This window comes from Streptomyces sp. EDA2-14, assembly GCF_054963755.1.
In genome coordinates this window covers 396,810-410,436 of record NZ_JBUEGE010000001.1, presented here as the reverse complement: position 1 = coordinate 410,436, position 13,627 = coordinate 396,810, and the positions used below count along the sequence as shown (strand labels likewise).

The window sequence follows — 13,627 nt, the reverse complement described above, 5'->3', positions numbered from 1 at the left end:
CGCCATGCCGCGATGGCGCATACCCCCGCACGTGCCCCTTGGGCTCGCCGCGGCCGGACTGCTGCTCGCCGGCTGCGCCAATCCGAGTACCGGCAGCGCCGCCGACGACCCGACGAAGCCCGTGACGCTGAAGTTCTGGCACGGTTGGTCGGCGCCCGGCGAAGTGAAGGCGATCAACGACTCGATCGCCCGCTTCGAGAAGCTGCACCCGAACATCAAGGTGCAGGCGACCGGCAACGTCTCGGACGCCACCACCAACCAGGCCCTGCGGGCCGGCGGCGACGAGGCCCCCGACGTCGTCTCCTCGTTCACCACCAACAACGTCGGCCAGTACTGCGACTCCGGCATGTGGGTCGACCTCGACCCGTTCATGAAGAAGACCGGGCTCAAGATGGACAAGGTCTTTCCCAAGTCGTTGCTCGACTACACGAGTTACCGCGGCAATCAGTGCGCCCTGCCGCTCCTCGCGGACGCCTTCGGCATGTACTACAACAAGGACGCCTTCAAGGAGGCGGGCATCGAGCGGCCGCCGCGGACCATGTCCGAATTCGTCGCCGACTCGAAGAAGCTCACCGTCAGGAACGGGTCCTCGTACAAGCGCGTCGGTTTCATGCCGGACTTCCGGCTCTACCAGAACAGCCCGGACCGGCTGTTCGCCCAGTGGGGCCCCACGTACTTCGACGCCAAGGGGAAGGCGCGGCTCGCCAAGGAGCCGGCTTCGTACGAATTCTTCAAGACGGCCCGCCAACTCAGGAACGCGCAGGGCGGATACAAGGCGCTGGAGCGGTTCCGGACCTCGTTCGGCGACGAGATGTCGAACCAGAACGCCTTTCTGAGCGGAAAGCTCGCCATGCACATGGACGGCGAGTGGCGCGGGCTCATGCTGAACGAGGCGAAGGCGAAGTTCGACTGGGGCGTCGCGCCGCTGCCCGTCCCCGACGACCAGGCCGAGACGTACGGGCGCGGCTATCTGACCGGCACCGTCGCCGGTATCGCGCACAGCAGCAAGCACCAGAACGCGGCCTGGGAACTGGTGAAGTTCCTGACCTCGGACACCGATCAGGTCGTGAAGTTCGCCAACGCCATTCACAACGTGCCGTCGACCTTCGCCGCGCTCAAGTCACCGAAGCTGGACGCCGATCCGACGTTCCGCACGTTCCTCGAAATCGCGAAGAACAAGTACAGCCAGGTGATGCCGCCCTCGACCAACGGCGGCATGTACATCACGCAATTGCAGGACTTCAGTTACGGCGAGGAGGCCGGCGAGGTCCACGACCTGAAGGGCGGCCTGCGGCGCCTCGACAGACTCATCGACGCCGACACCCTGCAGTCGCAGAACTGAGGAGCGCGCCATGGCACTCACCCTTTCCAACCCCGCGCGCCGCAGACTGCGCACGCTGGGCTTCCTCTCCCCCTGGCTGATCGGATTCAGCGCCTTCTTCGCCTATCCGCTGCTCGCCACCGTCTATTTCTCGTTCATGCACTACAACCAGATCAAGGCGCCCACCTTTGTGGGGCTGCGGAACTGGGTGTACGTGTTCCGGGACATGCCGCTGTTCGGGCCCGCGCTGTGGAACACGCTGTGGCTCGTCGTGGTGATGGTGGCGCTGCGCGTGGTGTTCGGGCTCTCGCTCGGGCTGCTCGTCACGAAGATCAAGAGCGGTGTCGGCTTCTTCCGGACCGCCTTCTATCTGCCGTACCTGGCGCCACCGGTCGCCGCGACCGTCGCCTTCGTCTTCCTGCTCAACCCCGGCTCCGGGCCGGTCAACGAGATCCTCGCGAAGGTCGGCATCGACGGGCCCAACTGGTTCAACGACCCGGCCTGGGCCAAGCCCTCGCTCGTCGTGCTCTCGCTGTGGGGCATCGGCGACCTCATGGTCATCTTCATGGCCGCGCTGCTCGACGTACCGAAGGAGCAGTACGAGGCCGCCGAGCTGGACGGCGCGGGACCGCTGACCAAGTTCCGCTACGTGACCTGGCCCTCGATCACCCCGATCGTCATGTTCGCCGTGGTGACGGGCGTCGTGCAGACCATGCAGTACTACACGCAGGCCCTCGTCGCCGGAAAGATCGCCTCGGGCGTCTCGATCGGTCCCGGCACCGTCATCCAGCCGGGATACCCCGACCACTCGACGCTCACCGTCCCGCAGCTCGTCTACTCGATGGGCTTCCAGAACTTCAACACCGGCGCGGCGTGCGTGCTCTCGCTCGTCCTGTTCGCCATTGCCATGGCCGTGACCTCGCTGCTCATGCGCAAGCGCTCGGGTCTGCTCGCGGCGGAGGACTGATCGACATGCCCGCACTGACAACCACCTCGCCATTGAGGCCGAGCCCCGCCGTCACCGCCGGGCCCGCTCCCGAGCGCGGTCCCGCCGCGCGCCGCGCCCGCAGGCAGCGGGTCCTCAACTGGATCGCCGTGCACAGCATCGCGATCGCCGTGGCGCTGCTCTTCGTCCTCCCCTTCGTGTTCGTCTTCCTGACGTCCGTGATGAGCGACGGGCAGGCGATGAGCGGCGACCTGTGGCCGGACTCCTGGCACTGGGAGAACTACAAGGCGGTCCTCCAGACCGACGGCTTCCTCGACTGGTGGAAGAACTCGCTGCTGTACGCGGGGCTCGGCACGCTGTTCACCGTGTGCTCGGCGATCCCCGTCGCGTACGCGCTCGCCAAGTTCCGCTTCCGGGGGCGGCGCACCGCGATGATGCTCGTCATCTCGACGATGATGCTGCCGCCCCAGGTCATCGTGATCCCGATGTATCTGGTGTGGGCGCAGCAGTTCCACCTCGCCGGGACGCTGTGGCCGCTGATCATCCCGATGGCGTTCGGCGACGCGTACTCGATCTTCCTCCTCCGTCAGTTCCTCCTGACGATCCCGAAGGAGTACATCGAGTCGGCGAAGGTCGACGGCTGCGGCGAACTGCGCACGCTGCTGAAGATCGTGGTGCCGATGGCCAAGCCGGGTATCGCCGCCGTCGCCCTCTTCCAGTTCTTCTACTGCTGGAACGACTACTTCGGGCCGCAGATCTACGCGGCCCAGAACCCGGCCTCCTGGACGCTGAGCTACGGCCTGGAGTCCTTCAAGTCGGCGCACAGCGTCAACTGGAACCTGACGATGGCGGCCACCCTGCTGGTGATGGCGCCGGTCTGCCTCGTCTTCTTCTTCGCACAGAAGGCCTTCGTCGAAGGCGTCACCCTCACCGGAGTAAAGGGCTAAGGGATTTTCATGAAGCTCGCCGTGGTCGGCGGAGGATCGACCTACACACCCGAACTCATCGACGGATTCGCGCGGCTGAGGGACACGCTGCCGATCGAGGAGCTGGTGCTCGTCGACCCGGCCGCCGAACGCCTCGAACTGGTCGGCGGACTCGCCCGCCGCATCTTCGCCAAGCAGGGCCACCCGGGCGTCATCCGCACCACGTCCGACGTGGACGCGGGCGTCGCCGACGCCGACGCGGTCCTCCTCCAGCTCCGCGTCGGCGGGCAGGCCGCCCGCAACCAGGACGAGACGTGGCCGCTGGACTGCGGCTGCGTCGGCCAGGAGACGACCGGCGCGGGCGGCCTCGCGAAGGCCCTGCGCACGGTCCCCGTCGTCCTCGACATCGCCGAGCGCGTGCGCCGCGCCAACCCGGACGCCTGGATCATCGACTTCACCAACCCGGTCGGCATCGTCACCCGCGCGCTGCTCCAGGCCGGGCACAAGGCCGTCGGCCTGTGCAACGTCGCGATCGGCTTCCAGCGGAAGTTCGCCCGGCTCCTCGACGTGGCGCCGCAGGAGGTGCACCTGGACCACGTGGGGCTCAACCACCTCACGTGGGAGCTGGGCGTGCGCCTCGGCGGCCCCGACGGCGAGAACGTGCTGCCGCGTCTGCTCGCCGAGCACGGCGACGCCGTCGCCGACGACCTGCACATGCCGCGCACGCTCGTCGACCGCCTCGGCGTCGTCCCGTCCTACTACCTGCGCTACTACTACCAGCACGACGCGGTCGTCCGGGAGCTGCGCACGAAGCCGTCCCGCGCCGCGCAAGTGGCGGAGATGGAGCGGGAGTTGCTGGCCATGTACGGCGACCCGAACCTCGACGAGAAGCCGGAGCTGCTCGCCAAGCGGGGCGGCGCCTTCTACAGCGAGGCGGCCGTCGACCTGGCCGCGTCACTGCTCGGTGGCGGTGGCTCGCCGCACCAGGTGGTGAACACGTACAACAACGGCACGCTCCCCTTCCTCCCCGACGACGCCGTGATCGAGGTGCAGGCGGCGGTCGACGCGAAGGGCGCGAAGCCGCTGCCCGTACCGGCGCTCGACCCCCTGTACGCGGGCCTGATCGCCAACGTCACCGCCTACGAGGACCTGGCCCTGGAGGCGGCCCTGAAGGGCGGCAGGGACCGCGTCTTCAAGGCGCTGCTCGCGCACCCGCTCATCGGCCAGATCGAGTACGCCGAGCAGCTCACGGACCAGTTGATCGCGCACAACCGGGAGCACCTCGCGTGGGCATGACGGTCCTCGCCATCGACGCGGGGAACAGCAAGACCGACGTCGCGGTGGTCGCGGCCGACGGCACCGTCCTCGGCGCGGCCCGCGGCGGCGGCTTCCAGCCGCAGCGGGGGAACGCGGAACCGGCCGTGGACGTCCTGGCGGAGGCGGTCGACCGGGCGTTCGCGCAGGCGGGCGTCAGCACGGTCGACCACGTGTCGGCGTGCCTGGCCAACGCCGATCTGCCGGTGGAGGAACGCGAGTTGGCCCGCGCCCTCACGGCGCGCCGCTGGGGATCGCGGGTCGACGTCCGCAACGACACCTTCGCGGTGCTGCGCGCCGGCCTCCTGGAGGACGCCGAACCGCGCGGCGTCGCCGTGGTGTGCGGGGCGGGCGTCAACTGCGCGGGCATGCTGCCCGACGGCCGCACGGCCCGCTTCCCCGCGATCGGCCGGCTCTCCGGCGACTGGGGCGGCGGGGGCGGCCTCGCGGAGGAGGCCATCTGGTTCGCCGCGCGCGCGGCGGACGGCCGCGGCGAGGAGACGGCCCTGATGCACTCGCTGCCCGCCCACTTCGGCCTCGACTCCATGTACGCCCTGATCGAGGCGCTGCACCTGGGCCGCATCCCGTCCACCCGCCGCCACGAACTCACCCCGGTCCTCTTCACCACGGCGGCGACCGGCGACCCGGTGGCCCGCTCCCTGGTCGACCGCATGGCCGACGAGGTGGTGGCGATGGCCACGGTGGCCCTGCGCCGCCTGGACCTCCTGGACTCGGAGGTCCCGGTCCTCCTGGGCGGCGGCGTCCTGGCCGCCCGCCACCCCCAACTCAACGACCGCGTCGGCATGTTGCTGGCGAACGAGGCACCGAGAGCGGTACCCCGGGTCGTGGCGGAACCCCCGGTACTGGGGGCGGCCCTCCTGGGCCTGGACGCGACAGGAGCACCCCCCGAGGTCCACGCCCGAGTAAGAAAGCACTACACATCAAGCGCCACCGGACGACAGTCAAGCCCCTGCGGCGATTGAGCAGCGGGGTCCGGGGCAGCGCCCCGCGACCGCACCCCCGCCCCAGCGCAACACCGAACGGGAACCGAACCCCCGCCCCCCACGTGTTCCCCAGCGGAGCGCTTCCGCACAAGATCCAGTGAATGCCCGTGCGGATGTCAGTCGCCCAAGCGATACTTGCGACCGACGTACGACCATGGGGGAGGGTCGAAGTGACATACCCGTCGAACGGGAGCGTGGCGCCGCCGGAGCGCCCCGCCGACCCGCCGTCGATGCCGGGCGTGCCACCACAGGCACAGCGGGGCGGGGCGCCGGGCGCGCCCGCGCCCCGGCGGCGTACCGCCTGGGCGGAGGGTGTGGACCGGCTGAAGGCGGGGGCCACGACCGAGCCGGGGCGGCTGCGCATCATCGGGGCCGTACTGGCCCTGCTCGTCGTGGCGTTCGGCGCGACGACGGCCTGGCAGATGACGGACCGGGCGGCGGCCGCGGACGACGTGCTGCACTCCAGCCAGCCGCTGAGCGCCGACGCCGCCGACATCTACCGCTCGCTCGCGGACGCCAACACGGCGGCGTCGAGCGGCTTCCTGGCGGGGGGCCAGGAACCGGTGGCGGCGCGCGAGCGGTACGAGAAGGACATCAGGACCGCGGCGGACAAGCTGGTGACCGCGGCGACCAGCACCGACCCCGGCACCCGTTCGGCGAAGACGATCGCGGAGCTGAACAAGCTGCTGCCGCAGTACAAGGGCCTCATCGAGCGGGCCCGGGCCAACAACCGGCAGGGCTACCCGCTGGGCGGCGCGTATCTGCGGTACGCGAACGAGAAGATGCAGACCGAGATGCTCCCGGCCGCCGAGGACCTCTACAAGACGGAGAACCAGCGGCTGCGGGACGACTACGACTCGGCGACGCCCTACCCGTGGATCGCGATCGCCTTCGGGGTGCTGGCACTCGCCGCCCTCGCGTGGACGCAGCGGCGCAACTACCGCCTCACGAACCGGGTGTTCAACCAGGGGCTGCTCGCCGCGACGGCGGCGTCGACGGTGGTGCTGCTGTGGCTCGTCGTCGGACACACCGTCGCCCGGAGCGGACTGAGTTCTTCCTACGATCATGGCGTACGGTCCCTGAACGTGTTGCACGACGCGAGCATCGCGTCCCTGAAGGCGCGGGGCAGCGAGAACCTGACACTGGTCAGCCGGGGCGCGGAGACGGTGTCCGTGAACGGGGAGACCAAGGACAAGTACGACGTCGACTTCCAGCAGGAGATGACCGCGCTCGCGGGGAAGCTGAAGGCGGCGTACGCACTCGCGGACGGCGAGGGCGACGACGACGGCCGCGCGCCCGTGACCAAGGCGAACGCCAGCATGAAGGCGTGGCTGGGCCGCCACCGGGAAGCGCGCGAGCAGGACGACGCGGGCAACTACCAGGGCGCACTCGACAAGATCATCGGTTCGAAGAAGGACAAGCCGACGGGTGAGTGCTTCGATCTGGTGGACAAGAATCTGGACACGGCCCTCGTGCACGAGCAGCGTCAGTTCAGTGACAACGCGAGCGGGGGGCGCAACGCGATGACCGGACTGCCCGTGGGCGCCGCCGTGTTGGCGGTGCTGGCCGCGAGCGGCGCGGTGGTCGGTATCGGGCGCAGGCTTTCGGAGTACCGGTGAGAGGGGGTGCGGCGATGGTTGAGCGAAGGAACGCGCGGAAGGTGACTCTGCGCGGCTGGGGCGGCGTGGCGGCCATGGCGGTCGCCTGCGCCCTGACGGCGGTGTTCGCGCTGCTGCTCCCGGTGACGCAGACGCGCCCTTCGGGCGACGACGGCAGCACGACGAGCTACGCCTCGGGCGGTGTCGCCGACGGCCGGCAGGTGCGGGCGTCGGACTGCGACCCCGATGTGCAGGGCAAGGAGCCCGAGCGGAGCCTGCGCCCGTCGAGCACCGAGAGCGGCAGCGCGGTGGCGGCCATCAAGGAGCGCGGCTATCTCTCGGTCGGCGTCGACCAGAACAGCTACCGCTGGGGCTACCGCGATCCGAACAGCACGGCGAAGAGCAGCGAGCTGGAGGGCTTCGACATCGATCTCGCGCACGAGATCGCGGGCGACATCCTCGGCGACCGCGACGCGGTCCGGTTCCGCGCCATCCCCACCAATGAGCGCATCCCGGCGATCAAGCGCGGCGACGTCGACATGGTGGTCCGCACGATGACCATAAGCTGCGACCGCCTCGAGGACGTCGCGTTCTCCACCGGGTACTTCCAGACCGGTCAGCAGGTGCTCGCCCCGAAGACCTCGCACATCAAGGGGTACGGGCCCTCGCTCGCGGGCAAGCGGATCTGTACGGCTGCGGGTTCGACGGCCGAGCAGTCGCTGAAGGACGGCAAGAAGAAGCCGGTCGACGAGGGCGGTCTGCCGCAGAGCGCCGACATCTCGACAACGGTGCCGAACCAGCTGGACTGCCTGGTGCGGCTGCAGCTCGGCGAGGTCGACGCGGTGGTCACCGACGGCGCGCTCGCGGCGAGCCAGGCGGCGCAGGACCCGACGGTGGAGCTCAAGGGCGAGCCGTACACCAAGGAGTTCTACGGCGTCGCCATGAAGAAGGGCGCGGACGACCTGGTCCGCCGGGTCAACCAGGTGCTGGTGGACTACCGCAAGTCGGACGGCTGGCAGAAGTCCTACGACCACTGGCTGAAGCCGGCGCTCGGCCCCTCCTCGGGACCGCCCGCACCGAAGTACAAGTGACACGCAGCGCGGCAGGGACACGACGGAAGCGAGAGGTGATCGATGGGCGTCGCGGGACCCGCTGGTCCAGTACTGGACCGGGACGAGGTGGACCGTGCCCTGGCCCGGCTCGGCGCGGAGCACGAAGCGATCGAGACGTCCTTGCTCGCCCTCCAGGACCACGCGGGGCGCAGACTCCTGGAGGGCGCCCGGCTGACCGGGACGACGCAGGAGCGCTGGGCCTCGGCCGAGCAGGAGATCACGCTGCTGTGGGCGTACTTCGACGCGTACGCGGACGCGCTGCGCACGGCGCGGGAGATCCGCTCGCGGCGCAGGATGCCCAGCCGCGGCGATCTGGTGGAGCTGACGGAGCTGCTGCGCGGCGAGTCCGTCACGATCGCGCCGGGGCCGGCGATGGAGGGCGCGGGCGGCGCCTCGCCGTCGATCACCGGACCCGCGAAGCTGTCCGAGCAGTTCACGCTGGTGGCGCTGGTCGACCGGATGAACACGCTGTACGCGTCGTCGCTCGACATGGTGGTGGCCGCCGACGCGGTGTGGTCGGCGCTGCCCGCCCGGATAGACCTGCTCGCCGCCGAGCTGGCCCGCACCCGGCAGCTCGCGCACTCCGTGGGGGTGCGCCCCGGTGAGCACCCGGCGGGCGACGACCTGGAGCGGATCACCGCGACGCTGACCCGGCTGCGCGAGGAAGTGGTGTCGGACCCGCTCGCGTACTGGCAGCACGCGGCGGGGAGTTCGGCGCCCGGCGGCGGCCGCCCCGACACCACCGCGTACGACCGTGAGGCGCGCGCCCTGGAGGACGTACGCCGGGAGATCGAGGCCGTGCTGACCGTGCGGCAGGACGCGGAGGTGCGGCTCGGCCGGCTGCGGGACGTGCTGTCGCGCGCGGACCGCACGCTCGCCGAGGCGCGCTCGGCGCGCGGCGAGGTGCTCGCGAAGATCGCGGGTTCGGACGTGCCCGCGGTGTCGGGTCCGCCGACGGTGCTGCAGGAGCAGCTGGCGACGGCGGCCGAGTACCGCAGGCACGGCCAGTGGAACCGGCTCTCGCCGCTCCTGGAGTCGCTGGAGACGAAGGCGGAGGACGAACTGCTGCGGGCCCGCGAGTCGTTGACGGCGGTGACGGCCCCGCTGGCGGTCCGCGCGGAGCTGCGCGGCAGGCTGGACGCGTACAAGGCGAAGGTGGCGCGGCTCGGTTTCGCGGAGGATCCGTTCCTGGTGGAGCGGTACGACGCGGCGCGGCGCATGCTGTGGAGTGCGCCCTGCAATCTGCGGGCCGCGGAGGCGGCAGTGCTGAGGTATCAGAGAGCGGCGGCGGACGCGCTGGCCGCACCCGCCGACAGAACGACCAGGGGGGAGTCGTGAGCGTGGCGGACCAGAAGTGCACCAGAGCGGGTTGCACGGGCTCGTACGAGGACATGGGCGGGGAGCTTTACTGCGACACGTGCGGCCTGAAGCCGCAGCCGGCCGGCCGCGCCTACGGAGGCAGCGCCCCCACCCACCGGCCCGTCCCCCGCCCGCAGGCACCGCAGGCCGCTCCCCCGTCCGCGCCCGCCGCGGCGTCCTCCTGCCAGCGGCCCGGCTGCGGCGGTTCGTACGAGGACATGGGCGGCGGAGAGCTGTACTGCGACATGTGCGGGCTCGCCCCCGTCGTGTCGCCGAGCGGCATGGTGGCGTCGCCGCCGACCGGCATCGCGGGCCAGCGGAACGGGCAGCGCGGTTCGCAGAGTTCCCGCTCCAGCTCGCGGGCCTCGGCCCGGTCCTCCTCGCGTTCCTCGCAGTCGCGCCGGTCGGTGTCGGGGCGGCTCTCCCGTTCCCTTTCGGGGAGTTCGACGTCGCGTTCGGTGTCGGTGCGCAGCTCCGGGGCGGGCGGTAGCGGTTCGGGGCGGGCGCGGCTCGGCGTCGGCCTCGTCGATGTGCCGGACGTGCCGCGTCCCGACCCGCGCGCGATGGTGCAGGAGCACCCGGAGGTGCCGGAGCGCAAGCGGTTCTGCTCGCGGTCGGACTGCGGCGCCCCGGTGGGCCGTTCGCGCGGCGACCGGCCGGGCCGCACGGAGGGCTTCTGCACCAAGTGCGGCCACCCGTACTCGTTCGTCCCGAAGCTGGCGACGGGCGACGTCGTGCACGGTCAGTACGAGGTGGTGGGCTGTCTGGCGCACGGCGGGCTCGGCTGGGTGTATCTCGCCGTGGACCGCGCCGTGTCCGACCGCTGGGTGGTCCTCAAGGGCCTGCTCGACACGGGCGACCAGGACGCGATGGCCGCCGCGATCTCGGAGCGCCGCTTCCTTGCGGAGATCGAGCACTCCAACATCGTCCGCATCTACAACTTCGTCGAGCATCTCGACCAGCGCACCGGCTCCCTGGACGGCTACATCGTCATGGAGTACGTGGGCGGCAAGTCCCTCAAGGAGATCGCCAACGAGCGGCGCACTCCTGAGGGCAGGCGGGATCCGCTGCCGGTGGAGCAGGCGTGCGCGTACGGCATCGAGGCACTTGAGGCGCTCGGCCATCTGCACAGCCGCAATCTCCTCTACTGCGACTTCAAGGTCGACAACGCGATCCAGACCGAGGACCAGCTCAAGCTCATCGACATGGGCGCGGTCCGCAGGATGGACGACGGCGAGAGCGCGATCTACGGGACGGTCGGCTTCCAGGCGCCCGAGGTCGCGGAGCTCGGCCCGTCGGTGGCCTCGGACCTGTACACCGTGGCCCGTACGCTCGCCCTGCTGACCTTCGACTTCCAGGGGTACACGAGCGTGTTCGTGGACTCCCTGCCCGACCCCGACAACATCGAGGTGTTCCGCACCTACGAGTCGTTCTACCGGCTCCTCGTGCGCGCCACCGACCCGGACCCGGCCCGCCGCTTCGCCTCGGCGCAGGAGATGGCCGAGCAGTTGACGGGTGTCCTGCGCGAGGTCGTCGCGCTGCAGACGAACCGGCCGAGGCCGGCCCTGTCGACGCTGTTCGGGCCCGAGGTGAAGGTCACGGACACGGAGCTGTTCGCCCTGCTGGAGGGCGAGGTGTCGCCGCTCGGCGCGCGGCAGATCCCGGTCCGCGTCCGCAACGGCCGGGGCTCACGGAAGGCGGTGGCCGCGCTGCCCCCGCCGCCGCCCGTCGCGCCCGCGCTGCCGCCGTCCTCGCACGAGCTCGTCAAACCGCTGCAGGGGCAGGGCACCGCGCTCGCGCTGCCGGTGCCGCGCGTCGATCCGGGGGATCCGAACGCCGGGTTCCTCGCGGGCCTCATGACGTCGGCGCCCGGCGAGCTGATCGCCGCGCTGCACGCGGCGCCCGCCGACTCCCTCGAACTGCGCCTGCGGGAGCTGCGGGCCCGCCTGGAGATGGGCGAACTGGACTCGGCCGCGCGCGGGTTGGCAGCTCTGGAGGCCGACCATCCCGACGACTGGCGGGTGGTCTGGTACCGGGGCGTCGCGGCGCTCGCGACCGGTGACCACACGAACGCGGCACTGTCCTTCGACGCCATATACGACGCGTTCCCCGGCGAGCCCGCGCCGAAGCTGGCGCTCGGCGTGTGCGCGGAGGTGCTCGGCCAGCTCGACAACGCGGCGGAGTACTACCGCCTGGTGTGGGCGACCGACCCGAGCTATGTCAGCGCGGCGTTCGGCCTCGCGCGCGTGCAGCTCGCCTCCGGCGACCGGGGCGGCGCGGTGCACACCCTGGAGTCGGTGCCCGAGTCGTCGATCCACTACACGGCGGCGCGGGTCGCCTCGGTGCGGGCACGGCTGCGCGGCCGGACGGCTCAGGGGGCGAACGGGGACCCGCTGCTGCACGACCTGACGGCCGCCGCGGGGCAGGTCGAGGCACTGGACTCGTTCGGCCTCGACGCGGTGCGCCGCGAGCAGTTGTCCACCGAGGTGCTCGGCACGGCCCTGGACTGGGTACTCTCCGGTAGGCAGGGTTCCGGTCCCGCTCAGGACCCCGTGCGTACGGTGGTGCTCGGCAGCGATCTGGACGAGCGCGGCCTCCGCCTCGGTCTCGAACGTTCCTACCGGACCCTGGCAAGGCTCGCTCAGCGCGGCGAGGAGAGGATCGAACTGGTGGAGCGGGCGAACCGCTACCGCCCCCGGACGTGGGTGTGAGGATGTCGCAGACGCAGAAGGCGGCCGCTATGTCGGTGTGTCCCAGTTGCGAGGAGCCTCTGGAGGAGGCCGATCGCTTCTGCGGGGCATGCGGGTACGACCTTTCCTCGGCGCCCCGGCCAGGCACGCCGGACGCCGGGCGGGACGGCGCCGAAGAGACCGCTTCCGTCGACTGGCCCGCGGCCCCCGATCTGGACGGTTCGGACCAGCCGGCCCCGGTGCACCTGCCGACGGACCTGCAGGGCACGGACTCCGGCGGCTCCGAACTGCCCGCCGCCGTACGCTTCGACGGGCCGCCGGCCGACGCGGAGGGCGATACGTTCCGGCTCGCCGCGCCCGACCCGCGCACCGCGACGCCCGAGCAGCTGGAGGCGGCGACGCCGGCGGCAGGCACCAAGCTGTGCGTGGCGTGCCGCTCCGGGCACGTCGACCCGGACGGCTACTGCGAGAACTGCGGGCACGCGCAGCCGCGCGAACGCGACCACATGGAGCAGGAGTTGGGCGCGGTCGCCGCCGTCAGCGACCGGGGCCTGCGCCACCACAGGAACGAGGACTCCTTCGTGATCTCCTCGGCGGCGCTGCCCGACGGCTCCGCGGCCGTCGTCGCCGTGGTCTGCGACGGGGTGTCCTCGGCGACCCGGCCCGACGATGCCTCGCTCGCCGCGTCCCGCGCCGCCACCGAGGCGCTGCACGAGGCGCTGCCGCGCGGCACGCACCCGCAGCAGGCCATGCACGAGTCGATCGTCGCGGCGGCCGAGTCGGTCAACGCGCTCGCGGACGAGCCCGAGACGGCCCGCGAGCACAAGCCGAACCAGAACGCGCCGGCGTGCACCTTCGTGGCCTCGATCGTCACCAAGGAGCTGCTCGTCGTCGGCTGGATCGGCGACTCGCGCGCCTACTGGGTGCCCGACGACCGCGAGGCGCCCGCGGCCCGGCTCACCGAGGACGACTCGTGGGCCGCGCAGATGGTCGCGGCGGGCCTGATGAGCGAGGCGGAGGCGTACGCGGACGAGCGGGCGCACGCGATCACGGGCTGGCTCGGCGCGGACGCGTACGAACTGGAGCCGCACACCGCGTCGTTCAAGCCGGACCGCCCCGGAGTGGTCGTGGTCTGCACGGACGGGCTGTGGAACTACGCGGAGTCCGCCGACGAGATGGCCCGCGCGCTGCCCGCGGACGCGGCCGAGCGCCCGCTGCACGCCGCGCAGGTGCTCGTCGGCCACGCCCTCGACGGCGGGGGCCACGACAACGTAACAGTGGCGGTGCTGCCGTTCCCGGTGCCGCAGACGGGGGCAGGATCGGCGTAGCGCGGGAAAGCCGCACAAATGGTCTTGTT

The 13,627-nt window shown here is 71.2% G+C and carries 10 protein-coding genes; all 10 read left to right on the top strand.

Features of this window, described 5'->3' with window-relative positions:
• Nucleotides 1-4 precede the first annotated feature (4 nt).
• The 10 genes from ACY34M_RS01785 to ACY34M_RS01740 all read left to right on the top strand — a co-directional run bounded on the left by ACY34M_RS01785 (nucleotide 5) and on the right by ACY34M_RS01740 (nucleotide 13,598).
• The gene (locus ACY34M_RS01785; RefSeq protein ID WP_462717232.1) at nucleotides 5-1,342 is read left to right on the top strand and encodes an ABC transporter substrate-binding protein; all 1,338 of its coding nucleotides are present in this window, start codon (nucleotides 5-7) and stop codon (nucleotides 1,340-1,342) included.
• Nucleotides 1,343-1,352: 10 nt separating this feature from the next.
• The gene (locus ACY34M_RS01780) at nucleotides 1,353-2,288 is read left to right on the top strand and encodes a carbohydrate ABC transporter permease (RefSeq protein ID WP_462717231.1); all 936 of its coding nucleotides are present in this window, start codon (nucleotides 1,353-1,355) and stop codon (nucleotides 2,286-2,288) included.
• A 14-nt stretch (nucleotides 2,289-2,302) separates the two neighbouring features.
• Entirely contained in the window at nucleotides 2,303-3,214 is a 912-nt protein-coding gene (locus ACY34M_RS01775; protein ID WP_462717708.1) for a carbohydrate ABC transporter permease, read from the top strand.
• 9 nt (nucleotides 3,215-3,223) lie between these two features.
• Nucleotides 3,224-4,489 (top strand): 6-phospho-beta-glucosidase, encoded by a 1,266-nt coding sequence (locus ACY34M_RS01770; RefSeq protein ID WP_462717230.1) that lies wholly within the window; start codon nucleotides 3,224-3,226, stop codon nucleotides 4,487-4,489.
• Nucleotides 4,486-5,490, top strand: a complete 1,005-nt coding sequence (locus tag ACY34M_RS01765; protein ID WP_462717707.1) for an N-acetylglucosamine kinase — start codon at nucleotides 4,486-4,488, stop codon at nucleotides 5,488-5,490. Before ACY34M_RS01770 ends, ACY34M_RS01765 begins: the two co-directional genes overlap by 4 nt.
• A 191-nt stretch (nucleotides 5,491-5,681) precedes the next feature.
• The gene (locus ACY34M_RS01760) at nucleotides 5,682-7,130 is read left to right on the top strand and encodes a hypothetical protein (protein WP_462717229.1); all 1,449 of its coding nucleotides are present in this window, start codon (nucleotides 5,682-5,684) and stop codon (nucleotides 7,128-7,130) included.
• 14 nt (nucleotides 7,131-7,144) lie between these two features.
• Nucleotides 7,145-8,200 carry a glutamate ABC transporter substrate-binding protein gene (locus tag ACY34M_RS01755; protein WP_462717228.1) on the top strand — a complete coding sequence of 352 codons (1,056 nt, stop codon included), beginning with the start codon at nucleotides 7,145-7,147 and terminating at the stop codon, nucleotides 8,198-8,200.
• Between the two features lie 42 nt (nucleotides 8,201-8,242).
• Complete coding sequence (locus ACY34M_RS01750) at nucleotides 8,243-9,559, top strand: coiled-coil domain-containing protein (RefSeq protein ID WP_462717227.1); 1,317 nt, start codon at nucleotides 8,243-8,245, stop codon at nucleotides 9,557-9,559.
• Between the two features lie 239 nt (nucleotides 9,560-9,798).
• Nucleotides 9,799-12,291: a serine/threonine-protein kinase gene (locus ACY34M_RS01745; RefSeq protein ID WP_462717706.1), complete on the top strand. Its 2,493-nt coding sequence runs from the start codon at nucleotides 9,799-9,801 to the stop codon at nucleotides 12,289-12,291.
• A 2-nt stretch (nucleotides 12,292-12,293) separates the two neighbouring features.
• Nucleotides 12,294-13,598, top strand: coding sequence for a protein phosphatase 2C domain-containing protein (locus ACY34M_RS01740; RefSeq protein ID WP_462717226.1), 1,305 nt, complete (start codon nucleotides 12,294-12,296; stop codon nucleotides 13,596-13,598).
• Nucleotides 13,599-13,627 lie beyond the last annotated feature (29 nt).

Bases quoted from the DNA above. Each gene is read 5' to 3' on its own strand.
- ACY34M_RS01785 (WP_462717232.1), top strand. From the start codon at position 5: ATGCCGCGATGGCGCATACCCCCGCACGTGCCCCTTGGGCTCGCCGCG.
- ACY34M_RS01780 (WP_462717231.1), top strand. From the start codon at position 1,353: ATGGCACTCACCCTTTCCAACCCCGCGCGCCGCAGACTGCGCACGCTG.
- ACY34M_RS01770 (WP_462717230.1), top strand. From the start codon at position 3,224: ATGAAGCTCGCCGTGGTCGGCGGAGGATCGACCTACACACCCGAACTC.
- ACY34M_RS01765 (WP_462717707.1), top strand. From the start codon at position 4,486: ATGACGGTCCTCGCCATCGACGCGGGGAACAGCAAGACCGACGTCGCG.
- ACY34M_RS01755 (WP_462717228.1), top strand. From the start codon at position 7,145: ATGGTTGAGCGAAGGAACGCGCGGAAGGTGACTCTGCGCGGCTGGGGC.
- ACY34M_RS01750 (WP_462717227.1), top strand. From the start codon at position 8,243: ATGGGCGTCGCGGGACCCGCTGGTCCAGTACTGGACCGGGACGAGGTG.
- ACY34M_RS01745 (WP_462717706.1), top strand. From the start codon at position 9,799: ATGGGCGGCGGAGAGCTGTACTGCGACATGTGCGGGCTCGCCCCCGTC.
- ACY34M_RS01740 (WP_462717226.1), top strand. From the start codon at position 12,294: ATGTCGCAGACGCAGAAGGCGGCCGCTATGTCGGTGTGTCCCAGTTGC.